The sequence below is a fragment of the Ruegeria sp. CDSA034 genome, from assembly GCF_059612275.1.
Window position 1 is genome coordinate 257,611 of the sequence record NZ_JBXWQH010000004.1, and the last position, 20,025, is coordinate 277,635.

The window sequence follows — 20,025 nt, forward strand, 5'->3', positions numbered from 1 at the left end:
CCTACAGCCCCATTTTGTGCGCGCGGGCGGTGAAGAAGATGCCAGATGGGCTGTCCGCTTCTATCTCACGCAGCTTTTCGAAGTTGTGCGTGTCGTAAACCATGACCTTGTTGGCATCTCGCACGCTGATCCAGACCTCATGCCCACGCGGGGTGAACTCCATATGCAGCACGGCAGGCCCCGGTTTGAACTCGTGGATGATCTCTTTGCTGACACTGTCGATCACCTGGATCGTGTCGTTCAGCGGGTGGGCAAAGTTCACCCAGACCTCTCGCCCGTCCGGTCGCGACATGGCAAAGACAGGCTGGCCATGGGTTTGGGTGCGCCCGGTTTCCGTCAGGGTATCGGCGTCGATCCAGAGCACCTCGTGATGGCCGACGGCGGGCAGCACAAACTCGCGCCCGGTAAGTGCCCAGCCTTCCAGATGGGGCATCTTGTAGACGGGCATCTCTTCTTGACCACGTCCATAGTCGGGTAACACGCGGATCGGTTCGGGGTTGTCAGCCCAGAGGTCCAGCGCTGTCAGTCCGTCTTCGCCGAACAGCCCGGTGATGTAGGTCCGTCCATTGGCGGTGATAAGCGCGTCATATGGGTTCTTGCCCATGTCGAAGATCTTGGTGATTTCTGGCTTGCCCGCCGAGAAATCGGCAATCCAGGTCTCGCCCGTGTCCCACATGGTGAACACGAACCGGCGGCCTGGTGCGTCGACCAGACCGATGGTTTTGCTATCGGTGGGGATGTCGGCAACCATTTCAAGCGTGTCGGCATCAAAGACCCGCACACCGCCGGGTTCATAATTCGATACGGCTACCAATTGACCGTCATCCGAAATCGCGCCGCCAATTGCATTGCCCGCCTGAACGACTCTGTTCACGATCTGGCGTGTGACGATATCGACCTTGGTCAGGCCCCCATCACGGCCAAAAACATAGGCAAAGCGTTCATCAGGCGAATAGACCAGCGAGGCATGGGACAGGTCGCCAAGCCCTTCGATCCGGGCCAGCGCGACACGGTCTGATTGATCAATCAGCAAGACCGAGCCCTTGGCCCGTTCGATCACCAGGCCTAAGTCGCCGGTGGCGGTGGGTTCGGCTTGCGCCGTTGTCATCATCAGGATGGCCGCGAGGCCAAGGAAAAAGTGTTTCATTGTTCCTCCTGTTCCAGCAGGTAATGGGCGATCCATTCGGCCTCTTCTTCGCTGATCAGGGGCCGCCACGGGGGCATTGCAGTGCCGGGGATACCGTCAAGGATGACGTCGGTCAGAACGTTTGCATCGTAATGCTCCAACGATTTGGACCGCAGATCCGGCCCAAGACCGCCTTTCAGAGACAACCCGTGGCAAGAGCCGCAATCCTGATGCACAAGCCGCTTGAGCGCGTTGCCATCAAGCACATCGGCGGCAAGGGCTGACGTTGCTATGAGTACGGCCGTTGTGAGTAAAGCGCGTGAGGCCCATGCTGGAAGCCCGCCAATCGATTGGACAACACTAGCCATGGGCCTGCTCCAGCAGGTTCGTCACGGTTTGATCCGCATAAAGGGTAACCACTTGCCCGACGATAAACAGCGTCGGGGCCTTCAGATCCGCCTCGCGCACATCCGCCGCCAGTTTGTCCAGTCTTGAAACAAGTCGACGCTCGTCTGGCGTTGTCGCTTTGCCTACGGCCAAAACAGGCGTCGAGCCAGGCAGGTTTTCCGTCATCAGGCCCATGGCGATCTGACCGATATTTGCGACACCCATGTAGATGACTAGCGTCGCGTCAGGATCGGCCAGCCGTTTCCAATCCAGGTCCAGCACTTTGTCGGCTTGCCTGTGACCGGTGACGTATTGAACCGATGTTGCCAGACCGCGATGGGTCAGCGGCACGCCAGTGGAGCTGGATGCCCCCTGTGCCGCTGTGATGCCTGGCGCGTATTCAATGGCGATACCGTGCGCCATAAGATACGCGGCCTCTTCAGAGCCGCGACCAAAGATCATCGGGTCGCCACCCTTCAAACGCGCTACGGTGTGACCAGCGCGGGCCTCTTTTGCCAAAATGTCATTAATTCGGTCCTGCGGTACCGTATGGCACTTGGGCGCTTTGCCGACCGGGATCAGCCGCGCGCCGGGGGCATGCAGGTCCAGAATGTCGGCCGAGACCAGCCGGTCATACACAACCACATCGGCCTCTTGCAGCATGCGCAGTGCGCGCAGGGTCATGAGTTCGGGGTCGCCGGGACCGGCACCAATCAGAAAAACCTTACCGCTCATGTGCAAACTCGCTTGGTCTGAATGTCTTCGAAACCCGGGTCCATTCGGCGAATTGAGGACGTCGCTGGGCCAACCGGGCGTGTCATGCTGGTAGGTTTGCGCATTAACTGCGCTGTTTCCTTGACTAAAGTTAAGGAGCGCGGGATTTGCGCCCGCGCTCCTTTCTTTCTGCCTGTATTTTTTTGCCTCGGCTCAGGGTTCGACTGTGATCATTCCGATCATGTTCTGTATCTCCCAATGCGGGCCGCACAGGTATTCCTGCGGACCCGGGGTAAGGAAGGTAATCTCGACCGTTTCTTCAGGGAACAACCGGTCGCTTTCCGGCTTGCCGCCATCCTTCAGCAAGACCGAGTGGCTGGTCCGCTTGTCGACATTGACCCAGCGGACAGTGGTGCCGGCCTTCACGGTCAGTTCGGATGGGCAGAAGTTGTACTTGTACATCAGCACCACCTCGGCATCCTCGACCGCCGAGGTTGGCTGGCCAAAAAGCGTGAGATAACGGTCTTCGGCTTCGACGCACAGCTCGGCAGTGTCCTCGGCCCATACTGGCGCGGACAGAAAAAGCACGGCAGGAAGAAGGTGTTGGGGTTTCATCGTCCAAGTCTCCTTTCCAAAATGGGGTGGGGCCGGAGTGCCCGGCCCCGATCTGTTATTGTTTGACCACGTTGATGAAGGCGGCGTCGTCGTCCAATGCCAGGCTGGTGTCCAGCGTGACATGGTGGAACCGGGCGGCGGCGAAATCGTCATGGATCGCAAAACCAACCGTATAGGTCTGGCCGGGCTCGAGCGGGACGTCACCCGGCGCGCCCGAGTTCAGCGGCCGGGTAAAGACCACGGTCCACATGCCACCGGACAGGTTCGCCGAGGCGGCGATTTCACCGTCATTGACCACGCGCTGTTCCAGCAGATAGCCGTTTGTCGCGCTGCCATCGGCGTAGACGCGCATCAGGTCTAGATAGGTGCCATCGGCCAGGTACTGCTCGATCTGTGCTTCGGCCTCCAGCTTGTCCCAACCGCCTAGTGCTTTGCCACGGCGGCCTTTGATTTCGACATCCGTGCGGCTTTCGCTGATGTATTTGGTCACGGTGTCCTGCGCGGACATGCGACCTGCGACGTCGCCATTGGCGGCAATCGCATCCGCGCCGGGGTCAAAGGGCATATAGCTGTTGTCGGCGTGGCACGAAGCCCAGCACCCCACCTGATCGCCCAGTTCGATACCGGTGCCGGTGATCATCATGGCAACCTTGATCTGGTTGTCGGGATCCATCTTGCCGCCATCGACAAAGGGCGCAGGATTGTGACCCGCATCCGGCCATTGCATGCGGACATAGAGGTTCTCGTCATCATGCGCTGCCTGCACGGTCGCATCGATCACGCCGCGTTTGCCGGGGATCGGGGTCGGTTCCAATTCACCGCCAGCAACAATCTTGTTGCCGATCGTGTCCAGCTCTTTGGCGTGGCAGGTCGTACACTGGTCTCCACCTTTGGTCAGAGGACGCGCGCCGCCGTGGAACTTACCGTTTTGGACCCATTCAAACGAGGCTTGACCGGGGTAGAACAGTTTCAAATCGGTGCTGGCAACCGCGTTCCAGTCGATATCCGCGCCGACATCGTCACCACCCCCGCTTGCGGGCGCTGCTGCTTCATCACCGTTGGATTTGGCGCGTTCTTCGGCCACGGCCGCATCCACCGCCGCAGCGATTTGAGCCTGCACGGCTTCATGTTGCGCCTGTTTGGCGGCTTTCTCGGTCTCGGCTTCTGCGGCTTCCTTGGCTTCGATCCGTTCAAGGCTCGCCATATATTCCGGCGGGATCTGACGGATAAAGTCCGGGTTCGGCGCTTCAAGCTCTTCCAGATACTCTTCGTCGGCCCGGTCGCGGGCGTCCGAGTGCGCAATCCCCTTGTGACAGTCGATACAGGTCTGGCCCACAGTCATCGCGTTCAGGTGCTGTTGACGCGCGCGGGGTTTCTGGAATTCAGGCATCATCGATTCAAAGTCGTGACAGTTGCGGCATTCACGCGAGTCGGTGGCCTTCATCCGTTCCCACTCATTCATCGCCAAATGCACGCGTTTGGCTTCGAACTTCTCACGCGTGTTGATGGTGCCAACCACCTTGCCGTACAGCTCTTTGGACGCCTTGATCTTGCGGATCATCTTGTGGGTCCAGTCCTTGGGCACGTGACAGTCGGAACAGACCGCACCGACACCGGACCGGTTCACGTCATGGATCGTGCCGGTGTATTCTTCATAGACAAAATCGCGCATCTCGTGACAAGAGATACAGAAATCTTTGGTGTTGGTGGCTTCCATGGCGGTGTTGAATCCGCCCCAGAAGATGATGCCGCCGACAAAGGCTGCGGCAATACCGGCCACGGGCATTCCCCACAGGAAATACCGGCGCCAGATCGGTTTTTTCTTTTCCGGTTCGGAAGTCATATCCGGGCTCCGTTTTGGCTGTCTTGTCTGGCCTTGGATGGCAGGCCGGTGAGTTTGGCTGAGTGAACAAACGAGGAAAGGGCGGGCGAGGGGCCCGCCCTTTCCGAAGTTGGTAGAGAATCCGTCAGGTTACGTGGTTCGACCGGTTGTAGACGTTGAATTTTCCGGTCGGTGCAAACAGCCCCTTCACGCGGCCAATCTCTTCCAGCGTCTTGGCGTCGTAGATCACGATCTCACCGTTCGCTTCCTTCGAGGTCGAGCGGTTCCACTTGGAAACCCAAACCTCGGAACCGTCCTGGTTGAACTCGAAGTGGACGGCGACGTTGCCTTCCTCTTCTGTGATCTGGATCGTTTTCACGATCTCACCGGTTGCCTTGTCAATGACCTGCACCGATTGCTGAACCTCAGGCTCGGGGTGCTTGGTCTGGTCGGCCCAGATATAATCTGATTCCGGGTGTGTCCGGATGAACAGACCGGGTCCGTCGGTTTCCACTTCGTAGCAGACTTTCCAGGCGTCATCCGGACGACCTTCGGGGTCGTTGCCCCACACAGTGACAGTGCCTTCGCCCAGGTGGGTCGTACCGGCAACCGGGCCACAATTCGGGTCTTCCCAGTTGGCTCCCGGGCCGGGGTGCGGCAGCGGCGCCGTGTCGATCATGGCTTCCAGCTTGTGGGTTTCGGTATCGACCACAACCATCTTGTTCGACGCGTTCGCGGCGATTTGGAAGTAACGGCCGGTTGGATCAAAGAACCCGTCATGCAGGAACTTGGCGCTGTCGATCTTGTCGATCCGCAGGTTGTCCAGGTCTGAGTAATCCACTTGCCAGAGCTGGCCGAGTTCCTTCACGGCGACGATCCAAGTTGGCTCGTTCGGAGTGGTGTAGATCGCCGCAACACGCGCCTCTTCCACGTAGTCACCGTCTACGTTGTAGCCTCGGGTCGAGACAACCTTCTTCGGTTCCATTGTTTCGGCATCGACGATCGCGAAATGCGGCGGCCAATAAGCCCCACCGATCACGTATTTACCATCACCAGAAACGGCCACGTCGCGGGCGTCATAGCCAATGGTGACCTCGGCCACGAGCATATTCTCAGGGTTCTGCCACAGGTCGATCTTGGTCATCTTGCCGTCGCGGCCCATGGTGTACCAGAAGCGGCCCGGGTTTTCCGGCTCTTCCAGTTTATGGTGCTCGGACGCTTTCAGAACGTGCACGGCATAGCCTGTCGGAATATGCGCCAGCACTTCTTTGGTGTCGCCGTCGATCACAGCCACCTTGCCTACGTCACGTTCGATAACCACAAAGAAGTTTTCCCAGTTTCGGCCGTGCAGTGGCTCGCTTGGGTAATCTTCGGGTTCGACATAGACCTTACGGGTCGCCATCATTTGCTCAAGCGACATTTCCGGCGGCTTGGGTGGCTCCATCTGGATATAGGTCGCCATATTGCTGATCTCGTCCTCAGACATAACGTCCGAGAAGTTGTTCATCCCGCCTTCGGTGCCCCAAGCGATAATTTTTTCGAGCCGTTCCTGTCCTAGTTTGAGGGTGCCGGATTCGGTCACGGTGCCGTCGGCGTTTTTCGTTTCCACCAATGGTTCAAGGCTTTTGCCCGTCGCCCCTTTGCGCAACACGCCGTGACAGCCAGCGCAGCGTTCAAAGTACAATTGTTTTGACGATTCAAAGGCGTCCTTATCAAGGGTTGGCTCTTCGGCGAGTGTCGGAGCAGCGACGCTGCCCAGCAGCATCGCCAAACCGACCCCAAAGGCACGGCCAGTTTTTTTGTAGCTGATTCCAAGTGACATGATCACTCTCCATTTGCTGGTGAGGCAGGGCTAAGGTTGGCCCACCGAAGCCTTCGGCTCCTTGACGAAAGTCAACGGATGGGGCGTAAACCGGGGTGGAGATGCAAAAATTCACCCAAAAAACCTCAGAAAATCTGTGTTTTAGAGGCATGTTTTCCGCCGTTTTGATTTTGGTTAAGTGCCGCGAACAAGCAGGCTGCTAGGGCTTGGAAAAACGACCTAGGAGAGCAGCCATGCCCGCAGTCATCACCCGTATTTTTGGTGAGGGGTTCCGCGTATTCTTTCTGTCCGCCGGGCTGTATGGCCTGTTTGTGGGGCTAGTCTGGGGCTTGTGGCTGACGGTGCCTTACGTGGCACCGGATTACGGCATGACGCCGCCTATGTGGCATGCGCATGAGATGATCTTTGGCTATGCCACTGCGGCGCTGGGCGGGTTCTTTCTGACGGCGGTGCCAAACTGGACCGGTGCACCTGACGCACGCGCGCGGTTCATCGCCCTCGCGGCAGGGGTATGGCTGGCAGGCCGGATGGCAATGTGGTTTTCCGGTATGCTACCGCCGGTTATGGTTGCCGTGATCGACCTTGCGTTTGTTCCGATCCTTGCAGCCAAGATAGCGACGCTGTTGATCCGCCGGCCGAAACCGCAGAACATGATTTTCCTACTGTTGCTCAGCCTGATCTGGATCGCGGACTTGCTGACTCATTTTGAGTGGATCGGGCTGACGGATGACACGTTACAATCCGGGTTGCGGATGGGTTTGCTGACGCTCTGCGCGATGATAGCCATTCTGGGCGGGCGGATCACGCCGGCCTTTACCCGCAACGCCATGAAACGCGCCGGGGCGTCTGAGGCTGACTGGCCCGTTTCCGTCGGTGCGCTGAACAAGGCCGGTATGGGATTGTCGCTTATCTTGCCGCTAAGCGTTCTGGCATCAGGCGATTGGGAAATTGCCGGGGCTGTTGCCCTAACGTTGGGCGTTGTGCAAATCCTGCGCATGGCTCGGTGGCGGACAATTTGGGCTGCGCGTGAACCGATCCTGCTGGCGCTGCATCTGGGGTTGGGTATGCTGGCACTGGGTCTGATCCTGTGGGGCTTGGCGGTGCTGGGTCTTGGCAATGAGGTTGCCGCCCTGCATGTCCTGGGTATCGGTTGCGTAGGTGGCATGACACTGGCGGTCATGAGTCGCGCCGCGCTCGGACATAGCGGTCGCGCGCTGGTCGCACCCGGACCGATGGTTGTGGCCTATGGATTGATGGCGGCGGCGGCGCTGTCGCGTTGGATCGGGGCCGAGATGGACACGGGCTATTTGGTCGCAATGCTGTTGTCTGACGGTCTGTGGGTCACGGCTTTTGCGCTGTATCTGGTTGCGATGTGGCCCGCATTGACAAGACCGCGCGCGAAGCAAGACTAGGTTCCTTATCGTTTCAAACGATCGAAATCATTCGATCAATGAGCGGCTGTTTTTGATGTGGCGTTGCACCATGTGTCGGACCTGTTTGCCTTTGCTCGGGATCGGACGCGCGGATGGCGGCACAAAATCCTCGGTGGCCAGGGCAGGAAACATCTCCAGCATTTCTGCCCGGGCTGCAAGTGGCACGGTTCTGAGCGCTTCGGCTCCGGCGAACAGGCTTTCTGATGGGGCGCCTTCGGCAAAGACGATCTCATGCTGTTCGAACAGCATGTGAAAATACTCGACCGACTCTGCGTTTTCCTCGACCGTTATGCCGGGAACGCCAACCAGCGCATGAGCAGCCACCAGAATTTCGCTGGTGTTGAACATTCGGATCGCGATGGCCGAGCGCACCAGCATCCGATGCTGTGGCGATACCAATAAGTCGCGCTGCGGCAGTCCGCTGCCCAATGTTCCAGCCGCGATGCGGATCGGGCGAAGTTTGGGCTTTTCCGACAGCTCCTGGCCGGTCAATGCGCGTGCGCCGATCCAGCGAATACGCTGCGGACCCCTGTCCATCGTCACCACCTCATCCCCGACCGCGAGCGCCTCGATAGGGCGCATGCCATCTGGCGTCTCGATCAGCGTACCCTTTGTGAAACACGGCACAACCGTATCAACCGGAATGTCCGGGCCATTGTCGGTCAATTCGATAATAGTGAGCGTCGTGTTCAGAGGAGGGACGCTGCCGCCAATAAAGCCAAGGAAGTAACCCTGCTCAGCGGAGTTGGTATTCATAGACCCGTTGTTGTTGATGTCCCAATCCATGACGCCGATTTCATAAGTATTGCCATCTTCATCACGGACCCGGATGGTGTAATCCCAATCAAACGCGCGCCCAAGATATGTCTGGGTTGGGTCATTGGGAGTTTCATTGGATACGTTATCCCCATCGATGATCGTAGGATCGGCACCGTCGGAAATCGTAATCTGGCTGTATTGAGATATCTGGAATGTAGTATTGACTTGGTAAAGTTGCGCCTGACTGGTCGACATCGTCGAGTCAGAACGGAATGCACCGTAAATATCAATTGCCATCGTTACCCTGACCTTTGTGTGCTTTGCTTCTGCGAGGCCGCGCAAAAGCGTCGCTACTGAGTGCTCACGAAAAAATGTTGCTAAGTCTGGCGACGTTTTTCAAGGCGTTAAAACGGCATTTTTGGGGTATTTAGACCAATTGTAGGTGCAATAGTCTCCCGCAGGCCACACTCGGGTTGGCCTTTTTGTTGCGGGCTCTGGGTGCTTCATCAGCGATGTTTGCCAGTCTTGACTTTCGTTAAGGCGCTGCACGGTCCCCAACTGCATGCTGATCTTCACAAGCTAATCTGCGCAAAGGAGAGCGCGATGCGAGAAGTCATGACCAAGAGCATGGCCCGCAATATTTTCTATGGCGGGTCACTGTTCTTTATTCTTATCTTTCTGGCTTTGTCGGCCCATTCCCACTGGTACATCGTGAATTCCGAGAATGCCGCGAATCTTGATGACAGCGTGGTGCGGGGCAAACACGTCTGGGAAAAACACGCCTGTATCAATTGTCACACGATTCTGGGTGAAGGGGCTTACTTTGCCCCAGAGGTCGGCAACGTGATGACCCGGTGGGATGTTCTGGATGATCCGGAATCGGCCTTTGATGCCCTCAAGGGATGGATGGAAGCACAACCCACAGGCATTCCTGGTCGTCGGCAGATGCCCAATTTCAACCTCAGCGACGAAGAAATCCGTGATCTGACCAACTTTTTGATCTGGACGGACAATATCGACGCTCAGGACTGGCCGCCCAACGAGGCCGGCTGAGGAAGGGAACAGAGTAATGAAATACGAATCCCAAAAAATTGCTTATGCCTACTTTGCCGTAGCGATGGGCTTGTTCGCGATCCAGGTGATCGGCGGTCTGATCGCCGGCTGGATCTATGTATCGCCCAATTTCCTGAGCGAGCTTTTGCCGTTCAACATTGTGCGGATGCTGCACACAAATGCGCTGATCGTCTGGTTGATCCTGGGCTTCTTCGGCGCGGCCTATTTTCTGATCCCGGAAGAGGCCGAGCGTGAGATTCATTCGCCCATGCTGGCCTATTTGCAGCTGATTATTCTGGTGGTCGGTACATTGGGCGTGGTTTTGACCTATACGTTCAACCTGTTCGAAGGAAACTGGCTGCTGGGCAAAGAGGGGCGCGAGTTCCTTGAGCAACCCAAATGGGTCAAGGCCGGCATCGTCGTGGCCGCACTGATCTTCCTTTACAACGTGTCGATGACCGTTCTGAAGGGCAAGAAGACCGCGATCACCAACATCTTGCTGCTGGGTCTTTGGGGGCTGGCGCTGCTGTTCCTGTTTGCCTTCTACAACCCTGGCAACCTGTCCTTGGACAAGCAGTACTGGTGGTATGTTGTCCACCTGTGGGTCGAAGGTGTGTGGGAACTGATCATGGCCTCGATCCTTGCCTACCTGATGCTGAAGCTTACCGGTGTTGACCGTGAGGTGGTCGAGAAATGGCTTTATGTCATCGTCGCGGCCGCGTTGTTCTCGGGCATCCTTGGAACTGGGCACCACTACTATTGGATCGGGACACCCGCGTACTGGCAGTGGATCGGTTCGATCTTCTCGAGCCTCGAAGTGATCCCGTTCTTCGCGATGATGGCCTTTGCTTTCGTCATGGTCTGGAAGGGCCGTCGGGACCATCCCAACAAGGCCGCGCTTTTGTGGTCGCTTGGCTGTGCCACGCTGGCCTTCTTTGGCGCCGGGGTATGGGGCTTCCTGCACACGCTGCACGGGGTGAACTACTATACCCACGGTACGCAGATCACCGCAGCCCACGGTCACCTGGCCTTTTACGGTGCCTATGTCTGCCTAAACCTGGCGATCTTCAGCTATGCCATGCCGATCCTCAAAAACCGCGATCCGTACAATCAGGTGATGAACATGGGGTCGTTCTGGCTGATGACCAGCGGCATGGTCTTCATGACCTTCGTGCTGACTTTCGGCGGAACCGTGCAGACGCACATGCAGCGCGTGGTCGGAGACTACTTCATGGACGTGCAAGACCAGATCGCGATCTTCTACTGGATGCGCTTTGGCTCTGGCGTCGTGGTGGTCCTTGGTGCGCTGTTGTTCATCTACTCGGTCTGGGTGCCTCGCAAAGAGATCATCGAGCCGGGCGCAGCTGAAACCCCAGCGGAGTGATGCAAATGGATGGCTCCATTCAAATGGGAACGGGGGCGGCTGACGCCCCCTTCTACCTGCCCCAAAGCGATGAACGCGATGTGTTCACCGCCGCCTATGCCAACAACTTGCCGGTCCTGCTGAAAGGTCCGACAGGCTGCGGAAAAACCCGCTTTGTGGCCCATATGGCCGCCCGTCTTGGCCGCCCGCTTTACACAGTGGCTTGCCACGACGATCTGGCCGCGGCCGACCTGATCGGGCGATACCTACTGAAAGGTGGCGAAACCGTCTGGGTCGATGGCCCACTAACCCGCGCGGTGCGCGAAGGCGCAATCTGTTACCTCGATGAAATCGTCGAGGCCCGCAAGGACGTGACTGTCGTGCTGCACCCGTTGACCGACGACCGGCGCATCCTGCCGATCGACCGCACAGGTGAAGAGCTCGAGGCTGCGCCCGGTTTCATGCTGGTGGCGTCTTACAACCCCGGTTATCAGAATATCCTGAAAACCCTGAAACCTTCGACCCGGCAGCGGTTTATCTCGCTGGAGTTCGACTTTCCGTCGCCCCAGATGGAGGCTGAAGTTGTCGCCCAGGAAAGCGGTCTGCCGCTGGAGCGCTGCAAACCACTGGTGCGCCTTGCAGGCAAGCTGCGGGGCCTCAAGGGTCAGGATCTGGAGGAAGGCGTTTCCACCCGTCTGGTCGTCTATGCCGCGACGCTGATCGCACAAGGCATGTCCACCGACCGCGCCATCCTTGCCGCAATGATCGAACCTCTGACGGATGACGAGGATATCAAACGCGGGCTCCTCGATCTTGTCACGGCTGTCTTTGGGTGAGGCCGGCCGATGGTCAAGATCGACTTTGAGCCATGGGAACCCGAAGAAACGATCGGGAAACTGTGGCACACCCTCGCCAGCCGCCTTGATGCACCTGAGGTGCACGTAGGAGCCGCGGTCGACCTCTCTGAGGTCGCGGGGCGGCTGGCAGTCCTTTTCCGAGGGCTGGGAGGTAGTCCGGGCGTTGAATTGCGTCCGGTCTCACCCGAGGTTTCTCGTCATCGTTTGAGCTGGCGTCGCCGGCTGGCTACCGAGACTGAATTGATGCCGCGCGCCTCGTTTGATGGCGAGGTTCTGCGCCTGCCAGATCGTCTGGCGGTGTTTCCCGTGCGCGCGGCCAACGGCGCACTGTACGTCTGGCTGGCGGCTGCGGCCGCCCATGCCGGAACCCGAATTGATGACTATGATCCGTTACGCGCCGACTTGACTGCGCTGATCGCCGCTCGACACATGGTCGAGGCGACACTGGAGAACGCCCCCGGCTTGCGCCCACTTTACGCCGAGCTTTGCAGAGGGGTGCTGCATCAACGCGACATACCCAGCCTTCCACCCGTCGAGGCTGCTGTCGAAGAGCTGATCCGATATAACCTGGGCGAACTGCATCCGTTGTCGGAAAAAGCCGAACAGTTTCTGAAGCTGGACGATGACGTGGTCGCCCCGCGCGGCTATCAGCCGATGCGCCCGATACCCTTGTGGCCCGAACTGCGCGCCGTCGGCTTTTCCGAACACAACGAGGTCGAAAACCCAGACACTGAAGGCCCGCCCGAAGAATCTGGCGAGAAAACCCATCGCGCCCGCCGCCGCAAATCGGATCAGGCATCCCGTAGTGACAGTTTCATACTGCACAAGTTCGAAGCCATCCTCAGCTGGGCTGAGTTTCTAAACATCAATCGCCGTATCGATGACGATGATCCCGACAACGCCAAAAAGGCTGCCGACGACCAAGAAGAGATTGGCCTTGGACAAATCTCAAAAGCCCCGCCCACCAAGCTGAAACTGCATCTGGACCTCGCCCCTGAGGATGTGAACCGAGAGCGTTTGTCGGGCCGTATCCTCTATCCCGAATGGGATGTGCGTACGGGTCGGTATCTGCCCGATCACGTCAATGTTCTGCTCTCGGATGCAGATATCCGCGAAGACGCGGCGGAGTTTGGCAAGGACCCAGCCACCGCCCGCCGTATCCGCGCGGTCAAGCGCCAGTTCGAGGCGTTGCGCCCCGGTCGTATCATGACGCGCGGCCATCTGGATGGCGACCAACTGGATATCGAGGCCGCCGTACGGGCACAGGTTGATCGCTGCGCAAATGGTGAAGGAACCGAGCGTATCTGGATGCAATCCCGTCCCGAAGCGCGCGACCTTGCCGTCTCGATCCTGCTGGATGTCAGCCGCTCCACTGAAAGCGCCGTCACAGGACGGGCCGTGATCGACATCGCGCGCGAGGCACTGGCCGCGCTGGCCTGGGGCTTGAACGCCTGTGGTGACGATTTCGCCATCCACGCCTTCAGTTCGCTAAAACGCCAACGTGTCTACGTCCAGCGCTGCAAGCGCTTTGATGAGCCGATGGGTACGACTGTCGAACAGCGCATCGCGTCGCTGCGGCCGGGCCATTACACGCGGCTTGGGGCCGCGATCCGCCATTGCTCGGCCGATCTAGCAGGTCAAAGCCGAAAGCGGCGGTTGCTGTTGGTCATCACCGATGGCAAGCCCAATGATCTGGACCATTACGAGGGGCGCCATGGTATCGAAGATACCTGCATGGCCGTCCGCGAGGCGCGCCGCGCCGGGCATTCGGTGTTCGGTGTGACCATCGACAAAACCGGCAAAAGCTGGTTCCCGCGAATGTTCGGACAAGGTGGGTTTGCGGTCATCCCCGACCCGCACCGCCTGACTATGGCGCTGCCGCAGATCTACCGCCAATTGGTCGGCGCATGAGCGATACCTCCCTGATCGACGAGCTTCCAGGTGAGTTGTTGATGTGGGTGCTCATCATCTCGGAGCTGTTGGTATTCGGGGCAGGCTTGATCGCCTTCATGGCCGTTCGCCTGACCGACCCTGCGGGCTTTGCCGAGGCGCAGTCGCATCTTTATCGCACGGGTGCGGCCTTCAATACAGCAGTGCTGGTCACGTCAGGTTTCCTCGCCGCGCAGGCGCTGAACTGGCGCAAGGCGGCACGCCGTGGTGCCGCGCGTCTTGCCTTGATCGGTGCTGCCCTGCTGGGAGTAGTGTTCCTGATCATCAAAGGTGTCGAGTACACGGGAAAAGCGGCGCAGGGGATCACGTTTGAGATCCACCCGTTTTTCATGTTCTACTACCTGCTGACCGGGTTTCACGCAGCACATGTGTTGGCAGGGGTGGGTATCCTGCTGCTCGTTGCCTGGCGCGACGATGCACGTAACATCGAGGCGGGCGCTCAGTTCTGGCACATGGTCGACCTGGTATGGATCATGCTGTTTCCCGTGATTTACCTTCTGGGATAGGCACCGTGTCACAGGCTTCATCTTTTTTCAAATGCGCCCGCCAGAGGCTCACGAACTCACTCCCGCGCGCCTGGCTTACATTGCTTGTGCTAAGCGTTGTTTCCGCATTGTTGACTATGCTGCCGGTACTACCGGAGCTTCTGGGCGCCGGTATCCTGATCCTCGCGCTGATCAAAGCCCGCGTTATCCTTGCATTGTATCTGGATCTCGCAAAAAGTCAGGTCTGGCTGCGCGGATTCACAGCGGTGCTGACCGGCTTTGTGCTCGTCATCTTTTCCCTCTACCTCATGTGATCAAAGAAAAAGCCGCCTTCAAGAGCGGCAAGTTCTCAGGTGCGATTGGGCACCATGGCTATTGAGCGGCCATCGGCATCCGCGCGATCTGGCAGCGGTGCCACAGGGCCGACAGGGCGCTGACCAGATGGTCGATATCCTCGTCCGTATGCACAGGCGAGGGGGTGATCCGCAAACGCTCGGTCCCTTTGGGCACGGTTGGATAGTTGATCGGCTGGATATAGATACCGAACTCTTCCAACAGCGTATCCGAGATGAATTTGCATTTCACCGGATCGCCTACCATCACGGGGATGATATGGCTGGGGTTAGGAAGGTGAGGAATTCCTTCGGCATCCAGTCGGGCACGCACCTGCCCCACGCGTGCTTTCTGAAGATCACGTTCGGTATTCGACTGTTTCAGATGCCGGATCGAGGCCGCAGCACCAGCTGCAATCGCGGGGGGCAGGGCGGTCGTAAAGATGAACCCGCTGGCAAAGCTGCGCACGAAATCGCACAGCGCAGCCGAAGCGGCGATGTAACCGCCAACCACGCCGAATGCTTTGCCCAGCGTTCCTTCGATCACGGTCAGCCGGTCCATCAGCCCCTCACGCTCGGCAATGCCACCGCCACGGGGGCCGTAAAGACCAACGGCGTGAACTTCATCCAGATAGGTCATCGCGCCGTATTTGTCGGCCAAATCGCAGATATCCTTGATCGGAGCGATGTCGCCATCCATCGAATAGACAGATTCAAACGCGATCATCTTGGGCGCGTTGGGGGCGGCCGCGGCCAGTTTCGCCTCGAGGTCTTCAAGGTCGTTGTGCTTCCAGATGACCTTTTGCGCGCGCGAATGGCGGATGCCTTCGATCATCGACGCGTGATTCAACGCATCAGAGAAAACGATCAGGCCGGGGATTTTGGCCGCCAGAGTTCCCAGCGCGGCCCAGTTCGAGACATAGCCCGAAGTGAACAGCAGCGCGGCCTCTTTCCCGTGCAGATCGGCCAGTTCATTTTCCAGCAGCACGTGGTCATGTGTTGTGCCCGAGATGTTGCGCGTGCCACCCGCACCTGCACCGCAGCGATCCAATGCGTCATGCATCGCACCGATCACCTCCGAATGCTGTCCCATGCCCAAATAGTCGTTGGAACACCAGATCCGCACATCTCGCTGCACCGCTCCATCAGTCTGGCGCGCGTTCGGGAAGGCCCCGCAGTTCCGTTGCAGATCTATGAAAACGCGATAGTTTCCTTCATCCCGCAAATCATCAAGGCTCTGGGTGAAAAATCGCTGGTAGTCCATCTCACACACTCCCGGGAATACTGGCTTTGACCTGAGGTTAGGCATGGTGGCGGTGCGATGACATGACAATTGTCAAGTTGTGGCGCAGGAAAAAGCTGGTGCAGAGGATTCAGGTTTGGCATAGCCATAAGGCAACGAATGTACCGGCTGAGAGATTGGCCAGGGAAAAAGGGGGCACTTCTTGGCCCATGAAACACAAAAGGCAATCGCCAGACAGTCGTTACTGCTGAAAAGCCTGCCAGAGCACCATATCGACAAACTGCTCAGCCATGCGATCTGGCGGCGCTACGACCGGGGTGAGACGATCTTTCTGCAGGAGGAAGAAGCCAAGGCCGTACACGTTGTTCTGGCGGGTTGGGTCAAGCTGTTTCGCATGGCGCCGACTGGGGCCGAGGCCGTCGTCAGCGTCTTTACCCGTGGCGAAAGCTTTGGTGAGGCGGTCGCGCTGCGCAATGTGCCTTACCCAGTCTCTGCCGAGGCTGTTTCGGCCTGCGAAATCATGCATATTCCCAGCCCACTTCTTTTGTCCCTGATGCGCGAAGACCCTGAGATTGGCGTGTCGATCCTGGCTTCGACCTTTACCCATTTGCATTCACTGGTCGCGCAGCTGGAGCAACTCAAGGCCCAAACCGGCGCGCAAAGAGTGGCCGAGTTTTTGCTGAACCTGTCCGACAAGGTGTCCGGCGGCTGCGAGGTTGAGCTGCCTTATGATAAAATGCTGATTGCCGGGCGCTTGGGCATGAAACCCGAAAGTCTGAGCCGGGCGTTTTCGCGACTCAAGCCGGTGGGTGTGAAGATCAATCGCAATCACGCCGAAATCGCGGATATCCAAAGCCTGCGTGACTATGCCGAACGCGACTCGTCCGAGAAGTAGCGCACATTCCGCTTCGATAGGGTTATTAGCGCAGACATTTTGGCATATTTGCTAGCGTTTTTTCGCATGTTTGTGTACAATGATGCCAGTTCTGCCGCGTATTTCGGCGGGGGGTGCAGCATGACACACGACCGCAACGGTGGCCCTGACAGGCCGCCCTTGGTTGCGCTCAGCGTCGCCAAGGTCGCTCTTTCGGTTCGGGCCAAGCTGCTGGTGGCTTTTCTAGGAATAACCGGTCTGCTGGTCTGTTTGGTGTTGTTTGGTCTATATGCTTTGCATCAGGCCAATCTGCGGTCCGAGACGATGATGCGCGATCAGGAGCGTATTGCGTTTTTTAATGACACCCACACGACGATCTCGAACCTGAACACACATCTACTGTCCTTGTTCGTTCCGCAAAACCTGAAAGACTTTCCTCGTCAGAACGGATTTCTGGGAGCTTCTACGCGTTCGATACTTCACGTTTCGGCAGCACTAGAGCGTAACCTTGCCCTTGGTTTTCGCAGTTTCGGGCAGCCCGGAATGCCGGATGCGCAGGCGATTGCGAACCTTCGATCTGACCTTCAGGACATTTTACCGGCAATCACTGAACTGCGCCGTCTAAACCGCGAAGGCAATCTGTTAGCCGCAGCGCAACACGGTATCGACCACATGTTCGAGCCGCTCCAAGCCATGCAGCGCGAGGCGTATACCGTGGCGCAGAATGTCGAACAGGAAGTGCGCGAACTGGCGCGGACTACAGAACAAGCATATTTGACTTCACGCCTAAGCATCACGGCTGCGGCGATCGCGGCGATTGGGATTGCCCTTTTGTTGGGATATTCGATTTCGTCGTCCCTGTTGTGGCCGATCGAACGTATCCATGCGGTGCTCAGCAAGCTGTCCCGGGGTGGGTTCGACAACCGGATTACGGTTCCCAATCGGGACGAACTGGGCGAGCTGGCAAACCACGTGAACCAGACCAGCGAAAAACTGGGTGCGCTTTACGGGCAAGTCGAAGTGCAAAAAGCACAACTAGCTGATTTGAATGCAGCGCTGGAAACTCGGGTCGCCAACCAGATAGAAGAGATCGAGCGCACCAATCGTCTGAAACGTTTCTTGCCGGCGCAGGTGGCAGCGATGATTGTCGGCGCGACGGATGAGGCGGATGTCTTGAGAACCCGTAAGGCCGAGATCACGGTTCTTTTTGCTGATCTGCGCGGGTTCACGGCCTTCGCCACCGTTGCCAATGCGGATCAGGTTGTCGCGGCGCTCAACTCATTTCACGGCACTTGCGGGCCGCTTGTTGAGGCCTGCGGGGGAACATTGGAACGGTTTCTTGGCGACGGTTTGATGGTTTTGTTCGGCGCGCCGGTGCCGCTGGATGATGCCGCGCAGAGAGCCGTTGATCTGGCCCAGAAAATGCAAGTGGATGTTCGAAAGGCGATGGTCCCATACAGGGCGGGTATAGCGCAGCATGGTCTTGGCCTCGGCATTGGGATCGCAACGGGCGCAGCGACCTTGGGTCGGATCGGTTTTGAGGGTCGTCTGGATTACTCGGCCATCGGGCCTGCGCCCAATCTGGCGGCACGCCTGTGTGAAATCGCCAAGGACGGTCAGGTGCTTGTCTCAAATGCAACTGCGCGTCAGGTCCGGATAGATATGACCCCGGCGGGACCGTTCGATCTTAAAGGCATTGGAACCCGCGTTTCGGCCTTTGAATTGGCGCGTCTGGTCGAAAGCCGGGCGGCGCCTCACGTTTGTGCCCCCTATCCCTGACAAATGCAGGGAGTTGCGCCCGTCGTAACTTCAAAAGGCGGGGTCCGGCGGTCATGTGCCAGCGATGAGCGCGCCTACAACCTACAAGACTGAGCCAACCAAAACGGCTTCAGTGCGCTCTCTGAAGACGGCCCAATGGGAACGGCAACTCACTCGACGCGTGGGTCAGCGAGTGTGTTTGACTTAAGGTGAGGGTGACGAACCGACTGTTTGCCGGGGCGCGGTCCTTTTCGTCCTACCTGGCGGATAACTGTCCCGCAAAGCGTTGATTTCGGATGTCGTCCGGGGATGTCTTGTAATGGGCGCGAAAGGCGCGCCCCAAAGCGACGGCAGAAGAAAACCCGGTGGCTGCCGAAATCTCTCGCTGCGACAAATCCGTTGTCCGAAGCAACGTGTCAGCCCGTTCCAGACGCAACTCTCTGTACGTTGTCAAAAGCTTTGTCCCGGTTCTGTTTAGGAATCGACGCTGCAACTGTCGGGTGGACGTACCCAGCATTTGCGCCAGATCCGAGATCCGCAATGGCTCCTCAAGATTATCACTCATCGTTTCGATGGCTCGTCGCACTTGTGGATCGGCCTCGGACCGTTGGAAAAGCCGGATTGCAAGATGGCTCTTGGCGGTCCTTTTAGGCTCGGACAGTCCGATGTATCCGCGCAGAGTGTCTGCGAGGTGCTCTCCGTGATCGATCGAAACGAAATTGGACAACAACCGTAAAGCGCTTAACCGGGTCGATGCGCTGTGCAAACGGTTATCATTGGCCATGTGGATACCCGATCCATCTTCGATCAGTCCGATTTCCTGCGCTGCGGCCGTGAAGTTGGGGTGCACCGCGGCGACTGTTTTTTCTGCCCGCCCGATCTGAGCAAGCAGCAAAACGGCGCTGCCGACAAATATTGTGCGCGACGACAGGTTCACAACCTGTGAGGTCCAGGATTTCTCAGAGTCATCCAACCGCCAGTTTTCGTGGATATCCCCCCAAAACAGTGCCGTTCGCCCAGACCAGTACAGCGGCCCTTCGACCGGATCTTTAGCCAACCTGCGAATGTTGATGATGTAAGAATGATGTTCGACCAGCCTGTTCAAGGCATCAAAGAAATCCAGGACGATCTGTGCAGATGCTTCGGTGTCCTCGCCAGAGAGGACAACATCGACGTGATGATTTCTGTTGGGTGTTTGCCTGGCAACGCAGGCTTGCCGTGAACGGGCATTTTTGAGGACATAGTGTTTCATTGTTCCTCCACCTGATGGTCTTTGGCTTTGCCCTTCGGGGCACCGCCCATTTCTTATGGCCGACCCCCATAATTTCGGGGGTCGGTCGTGAGTTTCAGCTCGCTTACTCAGCGGCTTCTTCGTAAGCGTCCATTGGGGGGCATGTGCAGATTAGGTTTCTGTCGCCATATGCGTTGTCGA

General features: G+C 58.0%; 18 protein-coding genes. 9 read left to right on the top strand and 9 right to left on the bottom strand.

Annotation, left to right across the window (positions count from 1 at the left end; translation table 11 throughout):
- Position 1: 1 nt before the first annotated feature.
- The 6 genes from AC2FLJ_RS10530 to AC2FLJ_RS10555 all read right to left on the bottom strand — a co-directional run bounded on the left by AC2FLJ_RS10530 (position 2) and on the right by AC2FLJ_RS10555 (position 6,486).
- The gene (locus AC2FLJ_RS10530) at positions 2 to 1,147 is read right to left on the bottom strand and encodes a cytochrome D1 domain-containing protein (protein WP_496705690.1); all 1,146 of its coding nucleotides are present in this window, start codon (positions 1,145 to 1,147) and stop codon (positions 2 to 4) included.
- Positions 1,144 to 1,494 carry a c-type cytochrome gene (locus tag AC2FLJ_RS10535; protein ID WP_496705692.1) on the bottom strand — a complete coding sequence of 117 codons (351 nt, stop codon included), beginning with the start codon at positions 1,492 to 1,494 and terminating at the stop codon, positions 1,144 to 1,146. The genes AC2FLJ_RS10530 and AC2FLJ_RS10535 overlap by 4 nt, the downstream gene beginning before the upstream one ends.
- Complete coding sequence (cobA, locus tag AC2FLJ_RS10540) at positions 1,487 to 2,248, bottom strand: uroporphyrinogen-III C-methyltransferase (RefSeq protein ID WP_496705694.1); 762 nt, start codon at positions 2,246 to 2,248, stop codon at positions 1,487 to 1,489. Before cobA ends, AC2FLJ_RS10535 begins: the two co-directional genes overlap by 8 nt.
- 192 nt (positions 2,249 to 2,440) lie before the next feature.
- Positions 2,441 to 2,842, bottom strand: a complete 402-nt coding sequence (locus AC2FLJ_RS10545) for a cupredoxin domain-containing protein (protein ID WP_496705696.1) — start codon at positions 2,840 to 2,842, stop codon at positions 2,441 to 2,443.
- 55 nt (positions 2,843 to 2,897) lie between these two features.
- The gene (locus tag AC2FLJ_RS10550; RefSeq protein ID WP_496705698.1) at positions 2,898 to 4,685 is read right to left on the bottom strand and encodes a NapC/NirT family cytochrome c; all 1,788 of its coding nucleotides are present in this window, start codon (positions 4,683 to 4,685) and stop codon (positions 2,898 to 2,900) included.
- Positions 4,686 to 4,809: 124 nt separating this feature from the next.
- Positions 4,810 to 6,486: a cytochrome D1 domain-containing protein gene (locus tag AC2FLJ_RS10555; RefSeq protein ID WP_058277288.1), complete on the bottom strand. Its 1,677-nt coding sequence runs from the start codon at positions 6,484 to 6,486 to the stop codon at positions 4,810 to 4,812.
- Between the two features lie 233 nt (positions 6,487 to 6,719).
- Here AC2FLJ_RS10555 and AC2FLJ_RS10560 point away from each other — a divergent pair, with 233 nt between their 5' ends.
- Complete coding sequence (locus AC2FLJ_RS10560; protein ID WP_496697127.1) at positions 6,720 to 7,898, top strand: NnrS family protein; 1,179 nt, start codon at positions 6,720 to 6,722, stop codon at positions 7,896 to 7,898.
- A gap of 27 nt (positions 7,899 to 7,925) precedes the next feature.
- On the opposite strand, the gene AC2FLJ_RS10565 is transcribed toward AC2FLJ_RS10560, so the two are convergent.
- Entirely contained in the window at positions 7,926 to 8,975 is a 1,050-nt protein-coding gene (locus AC2FLJ_RS10565) for a Hint domain-containing protein (protein ID WP_496697125.1), read from the bottom strand.
- A gap of 306 nt (positions 8,976 to 9,281) precedes the next feature.
- Between AC2FLJ_RS10565 and AC2FLJ_RS10570 the strand changes: the two genes are divergently transcribed.
- The 6 genes from AC2FLJ_RS10570 to AC2FLJ_RS10595 are packed head-to-tail and all read left to right on the top strand — an operon-like array spanning position 9,282 to position 14,700.
- The gene (locus AC2FLJ_RS10570; protein ID WP_058275223.1) at positions 9,282 to 9,731 is read left to right on the top strand and encodes a c-type cytochrome; all 450 of its coding nucleotides are present in this window, start codon (positions 9,282 to 9,284) and stop codon (positions 9,729 to 9,731) included.
- Positions 9,732 to 9,747: 16 nt separating this feature from the next.
- Positions 9,748 to 11,115 (top strand): cbb3-type cytochrome c oxidase subunit I, encoded by a 1,368-nt coding sequence (locus tag AC2FLJ_RS10575; RefSeq protein ID WP_058274912.1) that lies wholly within the window; start codon positions 9,748 to 9,750, stop codon positions 11,113 to 11,115.
- 5 nt (positions 11,116 to 11,120) lie between these two features.
- Complete coding sequence (locus AC2FLJ_RS10580) at positions 11,121 to 11,930, top strand: CbbQ/NirQ/NorQ/GpvN family protein (protein ID WP_496697122.1); 810 nt, start codon at positions 11,121 to 11,123, stop codon at positions 11,928 to 11,930.
- 9 nt (positions 11,931 to 11,939) lie between these two features.
- The gene (locus AC2FLJ_RS10585; RefSeq protein ID WP_496697120.1) at positions 11,940 to 13,862 is read left to right on the top strand and encodes a nitric oxide reductase activation protein NorD; all 1,923 of its coding nucleotides are present in this window, start codon (positions 11,940 to 11,942) and stop codon (positions 13,860 to 13,862) included.
- Positions 13,859 to 14,407: a cytochrome c oxidase subunit 3 gene (locus tag AC2FLJ_RS10590; RefSeq protein ID WP_496697118.1), complete on the top strand. Its 549-nt coding sequence runs from the start codon at positions 13,859 to 13,861 to the stop codon at positions 14,405 to 14,407. The genes AC2FLJ_RS10585 and AC2FLJ_RS10590 overlap by 4 nt, the downstream gene beginning before the upstream one ends.
- The gene (locus AC2FLJ_RS10595) at positions 14,368 to 14,700 is read left to right on the top strand and encodes a cytochrome C oxidase subunit IV family protein (RefSeq protein ID WP_496697116.1); all 333 of its coding nucleotides are present in this window, start codon (positions 14,368 to 14,370) and stop codon (positions 14,698 to 14,700) included. Before AC2FLJ_RS10590 ends, AC2FLJ_RS10595 begins: the two co-directional genes overlap by 40 nt.
- 58 nt (positions 14,701 to 14,758) lie before the next feature.
- Here the strand turns inward: AC2FLJ_RS10595 and hemA are convergent, their stop codons facing one another.
- Positions 14,759 to 15,982, bottom strand: a complete 1,224-nt coding sequence (gene hemA, locus AC2FLJ_RS10600) for a 5-aminolevulinate synthase (RefSeq protein ID WP_496697115.1) — start codon at positions 15,980 to 15,982, stop codon at positions 14,759 to 14,761.
- Positions 15,983 to 16,163: 181 nt separating this feature from the next.
- Between hemA and AC2FLJ_RS10605 the strand changes: the two genes are divergently transcribed.
- Positions 16,164 to 16,856, top strand: a complete 693-nt coding sequence (locus AC2FLJ_RS10605) for a Crp/Fnr family transcriptional regulator (protein ID WP_058274905.1) — start codon at positions 16,164 to 16,166, stop codon at positions 16,854 to 16,856.
- Positions 16,857 to 16,976: 120 nt separating this feature from the next.
- Positions 16,977 to 18,614, top strand: a complete 1,638-nt coding sequence (locus AC2FLJ_RS10610; protein WP_282121479.1) for an adenylate/guanylate cyclase domain-containing protein — start codon at positions 16,977 to 16,979, stop codon at positions 18,612 to 18,614.
- Positions 18,615 to 18,849: 235 nt separating this feature from the next.
- On the opposite strand, the gene AC2FLJ_RS10615 is transcribed toward AC2FLJ_RS10610, so the two are convergent.
- Complete coding sequence (locus tag AC2FLJ_RS10615) at positions 18,850 to 19,845, bottom strand: helix-turn-helix domain-containing protein (RefSeq protein ID WP_496697112.1); 996 nt, start codon at positions 19,843 to 19,845, stop codon at positions 18,850 to 18,852.
- Between the last annotated feature and the right edge of the window lie 180 nt (positions 19,846 to 20,025).